We start from the raw sequence: 6,837 nt of genomic DNA, 5'->3' as shown, positions 1-6,837 counted from the left end.
CAGCAACGCACCCGTCTCCGACGCCTGCGGCAGACCGTCACCGACCAAAGCGATCAGCAGACCGTTGAGCTCCCTCGACACACGCAGATCACCCATGGTCGACACCCGGGCACGACAGTCCCATCGCCCCACACGCCCACGCGCCGCCGCCGTGGGTGAGCCGCAGCGCTCCGGCCCACTCCCTGCTCACCGCCATGCCCAACGTCCTTGTCAGACCTCGTCTCCGCCACAGCCACGGTGGCGCCGACCACCTCCTGGGACCGGATCATTGAGTCTGCCTGAGACTTCCGGATTTTCAGCCACACGTGCACGGCGTTTTCGCCCTCAGCAGATGCCGGGTGCAATCAACTGGCCAGGGACGATGCCCGGACCAAGGACGCACGAGAGGCACCAAGTCCACACGCGCGGGGAGCATGTGACAGTCCAGCGGGCGTCACGGACGGTGGACGGCTACCCAGGAAGTGCGCCCGGGCCGACGTCGCCTCCTCCGTTCACCGGTCGGAACACGTCTTCCCCGCCTTCCCTACGGCCCTGGCCCCGGCCCCGACCTGTCGCGGCACATGGCTGCTCCCGTTCGAACGCGCTGTGCGGGTGTGGTCCGGGCGGAAACCGGTCCGACGCCCCACGCGCCCGCGCGCGGGAATGCCGGCGACCGCGTCGGGACCGCGGGAAGACAGCGTCGCTGCCAGGTCGCCGGACGTGGCCCGTAGAGCGACCACCTCCTCGACTGGGCCCGGCCGAATCCGGGGTGCCATCGAACCGGAACCTCTGGTCACACTGGCTTCTGGACGAGCACCCCCGTCGCAGCACCCGGGACCACCGCCGGCTGGCTCACCGGTTGTCTGCTCCCAGGAAAACCGAACCACCACTGACCGGCAGCCTCTCCTGATCTGCCGGCATGGACCCGGCCGGAAAGCCGGGCGTGGCAGCGGAAGGCTCCCTGAATCCGGGTGTGACAGATGGCTGCGCGGCTTCGTCGGACTCTCGCGAGAGGGTGAGTCCCAAGGCTGCCAGCCTTGTCCGCGCCGCGTCCAGGTCGGCTTGCCGTGAGGTGAGGAGCGCGGTGTGATAAGCGGTCAGTGCTGAGGCGAGGCGCTCCAGGTCGGGGTCGGGCTTCACCGGCGGGACCGGGGCTGCGGCGGCACCGGCGGCGGTACTGCCGCCCGGTGCGGCGCTGCTGTTGTCCTTGCCCTTGCCCTTGTTGTTCCTTCTGGGCTTCTTGCCGCCCGAAGTGCTGGAGCCGGATGCTTGTTCACCGGTCGATTGGGCCCCGCGCTCTTGCAGAATGGCCAACGAGGCCCGGTAAGAGAGGTGGTTGTACACCAGGCCGATGTCGAGCGGACCTTGAGTGGGGCCGCGGCCGTGTCCGTCCCATACGTAGTGGTTCTCCTGACGGGTGGTGCTGATGGCATACACCAGGACGTCGACCTTGCCGTCGGGAGCGAGAACGTACGTGAACGTTGCACCCCCGGAACCCCCGTGGATGTGGATGTGCTGGGCCTTGTGGGCCTGGAACGCCTTGCCCTGTTCCCGAGGCCTGGAAGAGCCGTCGGCCAGGTTCTGCAGTGCGACGAGGGCAGGGCTGGTGAGATGGTCCTCCCTCACGTGGAGGGCATACACGATTCTCCCGCTGAGCTGCCACGTGTCCGGGTCGTCGACCCGGAAGGCGGCCAGTCGTTCGGCCCTCTCGCCGGCTTCCCGCTCGCGTTCGGCCTCCTCGTTCGCGCGTTTACCCTCCCAGGCGGACCGGGCGGCATCGCGGACCCGGCTGTAGAACTCACCGTCCGGGACTCCACCGACACGGTCGAAGTAGCTCTGCAGCTCACCTTCGAACTTCTCCAGCTTCGCGTCCTCGGTCCTGAGGAAAGAAGCGAACGCGTACTGCTCCCAGTTCTCGGCTTCCTGGGCGATGTCCTCCGCGACGGTCGGTGTTCCCAGCAGGAGCGGCAGCAGCTCCGGATGGCTGCTGAGCTGGGTGGCCATGTCCCTGCCCGCTGGACTCAGCAGCAGCTCCCCGATGTCGGGGGAGGCAGCGAGTGCGTCAAACCACCAGGGCCTGGCCACCGGGACGGATGAATTCACCGACCGACCGCGTGCGCCCGCGGTCTTGTTCTTCGGCCGGGCGGCGGCCCTGCCGCCGCCCGCGCCGGACCCCGCGGCGGGTGGGACACCGCCCCCGGAGACCGCTGTGGCCACCGCCGACGGCACAGTCGTGACGGGAGCCGGTACTGCCAGAAGATGCCGCAACTCCTCGCCGTCGGCCTCCTCCAGCATCTGGCCGAACCGCTGCTCGTCGGCCGCCAGGACACGCAGCGCACCGGTGAAACCGGGCTGCAGCACATGCTCACGCAGAGCCGGAGTCGTGAAGAGGACGTCCACGAGCGGTCTGCCCTGTACCTGGATGTCCTGGTCGAGCAGGCGCGTCAGCTCGGCGCTGGCCAGGACGCCGCCCAGTTGTCCCACATCCCAGCCGGTGAGCACCGCGGGATGGTCGGTGAGATACTTCAGCAGATTTTCTCGGCCCACCAGTCGGCGGACCACCTGCGGCGTCAACGTGTCCGCAAGCAGTCTGCTCGCACGTGCCGCCCGCCACAGCACCCCGTCATTCCGGGCCTGATCGACCAGTGCGTGTGTGCGCCGCACCGCCTCCACCAGCCAGGGCGCCTTCCGAAGTTCCGCGCCGATCGCCGTTCTGTGCCCCATGGCCTCGGCGAAACCGCGCACTCCGAGCGTCCTCAGCAGAGCATCTCCGGCACTGCTCGGGCCGGCGGCGAGATCCTGGATCAGAACCGGCTGTGTGCGCAGAACGGTATGCACCGCCGGACTGCGTTTCAACAAGGGCATCAACTGCGGATGTGCTGCCAGGACGGCGACCACGTCCGGACGGGCCATAACCGTCTTCAAAAGATCCGGCGAACCCAGAACGCTACCTACCAGATAGGGATGCGCTTCGAATACCTTTGCCACGCCAGGTTCCAGCGCGAACTCAAGGAAACGCAGCACGTGGGACGGTTCCGTAAAGGCATTCGGATGTGCGGATATTCCTTCCGCCAGCCAGGGCAAACTCAGATGCCTTAGATAATCTGGCTCCCCGGCGAACGCCTGCGCGACGGCGAGGCTGCTGACCGCAGCGCGCACCGCGGCGGAGTTCTCCTCTCTGACGATGATCCCATCGTCCGTCTTGGTGAGCAACAGTTCTTCAAGCGCGGCTCTCCATTTGACATTCTCGAAAAGAAGTTGTGCTATGGGAAGGTTATCGGTAAGTGTGCGGGCAATATCCTGACTCGCGAAGACCAAGTCTTCGAAACCGTGATCTACCACCGCGTGGTAAGCATTGTCCGAGACGTAAAGACGAGCCATGTCGGGATTGAAAACCATCGCATGGGAAAATCTTCTCCGATTGAGCATGGTGCTGCCCGCATCGTGCTTTTCCATCAGGAATTCATACAGATGGTCGTTCATGCGCGTGGCCTCGGCCAGACCGGCATATCCCACGAGCAGGGCCAGGATTCCAGATGCGTCCGAAATCCGGTCGACGAGCTGTGGCCTCGCTTCGAGGGTCGGTAGCAGCTCCGGATTGCCGAAGAGGCCCGCCCCTAGACCGGTACTGCTCCGGGCGGCTTTCAGCAGTCCATCGTTGGTCCGCACCCTGCGGTTGATCTCCAGCAGTTTCTCGAGCGCTTGCTCGTCGGCCGCCGTCATCGTCTGCCTGAGCCACTCCTCAGCCCGTTGTGCCGACAACTGCCACAATCCGGCCATGCTGATGTCCGCAGGGGTCAGGGCAACACCTTCGGGGGACAGCGTGGGCTCACCTCCCGCCTTCTTGACCTCGTCCTCCAGCTTCTTGGCCCAGGCCCTGCTCTTGCTCTTCCTTGCCGCCCTCTTCTCTTCAGCCACCTGGTGCATCACGCCCAGGAAGTGGGGGTCCTCCAGCGCGTTGATGAAGCCCGGGCGCGCGATCGCCTCACCCAACGCTGCCGGTGCGGAGACCAGCAGGCCGAGCAGTCCCTTCTCGGCCAACTGGTTCATCGCCATCATCAACGGCCGGGAGTGGAAAAGCCGATGCCAGTGGACCGGCGACAGTGCGGCAACCGCCTGCGAGGTCAGTTCCGCCTGCACCATAGGGAAGTCGTACACATTGGTCACGGCATCGCCGTGGATGGCGTTCACCGCTTTCGGCTCCCGATGGCCGATCCGGATCAGCGAGGCTTCATCGCGGAACAGCACCTCGGTCAAGCGTTCCGTATCCGGCGGATCCTCGTGTCGCACAGCCGCCAAGAACGCTGGTGCGAAGTCATACGACATGGGACGCTCGTCGTACGGCCGCAACCGCCAATAATCGAGAAAACGCGATGTCACTCGAGGAGTGACATTCACCCACGTCATTATCCTGCCCGCCGCGGGGTTGGCGAACATCATCTCGCCCACCCTGGGGTCAGACCTGGCCATTTCAGCCAGGAATTTTTGCTTGACGGTATGAGGAGTCGTACTGGTGAAACGGATTTCTAGTATTTTGTGGCGGAGTGCGGCTCGAAGGAAGTGCGGGGCCAGTAGCGGGGAGTCCTCCTGCAGCAGCACCGAGCGCAGACCGGCAGCATCCGGTTGGAGCAGACGCCGGTACTCGTGCGCAGCGAGAAGCAGATCAGGATGGTTTGCCAGCACCTCGGCCAGCGCGGCATCCTGGGCCAGCACCGCCTCCATGGCAGGGTCCCGCAGCACCACAGCCAGATGAGGGTTGGCAGCCCTGGCACGCTCCAGCGGTGTGTCGACCGGGGTCTGCCCGGTTTCCACGGCGTCCGCCGCCTTCGGCGCAGCAGGCCATTGCGCTGTCTGCAAGGCCGTCAGCAAGTCGGTGTCCGCGACCCGGTCAAAATACGTCGGGTCGTAGGACAGTAGCCAGGCCACGGCGCTGTTGCGCACAGCCTGCCGAAGCAGTTCCGTGTTCCCGGCGATCCGTCCAGCGAAGGCAGGTGCCTCCCGCAGCACATCGACCAGCCTTGGAATGACATCGCCGCGCGGCCGGCCTTGCGAGATCTCCCGGCCTTCGTCCTCGGCCAGGATCCCCACCACCTCAAGATTGTCCATCGCCGCGTCCAGGAGCTGCGGGACAGCCAGGAGAAGGCGAGCCTGGTCGCAGTGCAGCTGCAAAGCATTCCGCAGTGCCTTGTTCTTCAGCAGCTTTGGAAGTATGTCTGAATTCTCGGGAAGCGCATGGGATTCTTTGTTCTCGTGGATTGCCCAGAGCAGTGAGGTTTCGTATGCGAGCTTCCATGCGAAATCTGGGTCATCTCTCTTTGTTATCAGTGAACAGATCTCTTCGTCAAAGGTGACGATATTCTTGTTTGGACTCTCCGCCAGTGCGGTGACGAGTTTCACCTTTCCTTGCATGCGGTGAGGGAGTTCGGGCAGTGTCATCAAATTGAATACCGATGGATCCTTGCCTTCTATCAGTTCCAGCAGTTCTCGTCTACCGTTCGACTCCCGCAATATGGCTTCCAGGCATTCCGGATTCAGGACGAAGCGTCCGGCTGCCAGATCGTCCTTACTTTCACGTATCCGCTGGAAAAGCGTTTTCGCCCAGGGAAGTATTTTCCGTAGCTCTGAGTTCTCTCGGAGCAGGATTCTGAACCAGTGGAAATCGTCAGCGTGCCGGATGGCGGGCCAGAGGCTGGGATGCAGAACTTCCTTGCGTATGTGCTCATGATTGAGCCACTCCGGATCGCGTGCCAGCATCTGAGCGTACTCTTTGAACGGCCAGTCGTCGTTTCGGAATTCGGCAAGGATCTTTTTGGCTTCGTGCAGCGCTGCACGAAGTCTGATTGCGTCCCGCGGGTTTTTATTACTGGCATCGGCCAGTGCTTGCTTGGCGACCTCATCCACCGTCAGGGAGGATGAGGTCCTGCCTGGTTGGTGCTCGGCGGGCATTCCACCGCGCATCCGTGCGATGTCACCGCTGACCAGGATTTCCGCGATCCGTGCGCTCAGGTGCTTGACGGGGCCCCTCGCCTCGTGCGGAGGCAGCGTCTGCCAGACGGCGGTGATCTCCTCGGCATCGGGAACCGGCCCCCCCGGACGGATCCGGCGTACCTCGCCGGCCACGAAAACCTCCAGATCACGCGGCACAGCACCCGGCACCCCGGACCGTGCCGCCACCCCGCCGCCACGGGCGAACGTACCCACACCCACACCCGAAACCTCTGCAGCCTCCGCGGCCCGCGAGGTGTGTACAGCCTCCGCAGGCTGCGGGGTGTGCGTGGTGTGCGGGGTTGGGGTGTCCGTGGAAGTCGGGAACGGCACGGCCGCCGGGCGTTGCGAGGCGGAGGCCTCCAACGCCTCCGGGCCATGGCCACTACCGGACACGATCGTATTCCGGCCCGGCCCGGAGGTGGCGGGAACCGCGGACACCGCACCCCCCGCAGCCGCAACGCTTGCCCCCCGGAGAGCCGGAGAAGAAACGCCGGCCGGGACAGTCTGACCGGCGGCGGCCTGGTCCCTGATCTCGCCCTCGGCCTTTCCGCCCGGGGCCCCCGCGCCGCTGACACGGCCGGCGGCGGAAACGGCCGCAGCCCCCGTGGCACCCGCAGCGGCCTCCTCAGCCGCCTTCAGCCCAGCACCCGCGTCCTTCCCACCACCGGCCACGGCCGTGCCGGCGGGGTCACCGTCCGAGACGCCGGCCCCGTGACCCCACCCCGCCAACCCGTCCACCCGTCCGGCCTGCGGTACCCGTCCGGCCTGTGCGGCAGTGAGCCTTTTCCATCCTCAGTCTGAGCTGGTCAGATGAAGGGTCAGGACGGCCTGGACGAGTTTGGTGATCCGGGTGGTTGAGCACCGGAGCTT

Annotated in this window: 1 protein-coding gene; it reads right to left on the bottom strand. The window is 65.3% G+C overall.

From position 1 onward, the window contains the following. Positions 1–831: 831 nt before the first annotated feature. Positions 832–6,099 carry a hypothetical protein gene (locus ABZX30_RS37465; protein WP_355942735.1) on the bottom strand — a complete coding sequence of 1,756 codons (5,268 nt, stop codon included), beginning with the start codon at positions 6,097–6,099 and terminating at the stop codon, positions 832–834. Positions 6,100–6,837 lie beyond the last annotated feature (738 nt).

Origin of the sequence: Streptomyces sp. NPDC004542 (assembly GCF_040610035.1) — a bacterium.
Taxonomy (GTDB): Bacteria; Actinomycetota; Actinomycetes; order Streptomycetales; family Streptomycetaceae; genus Streptomyces.
The sequence above is the reverse complement of the archived record's forward strand: the minus strand, read 5'-3'. Positions and strand labels throughout refer to the sequence as shown.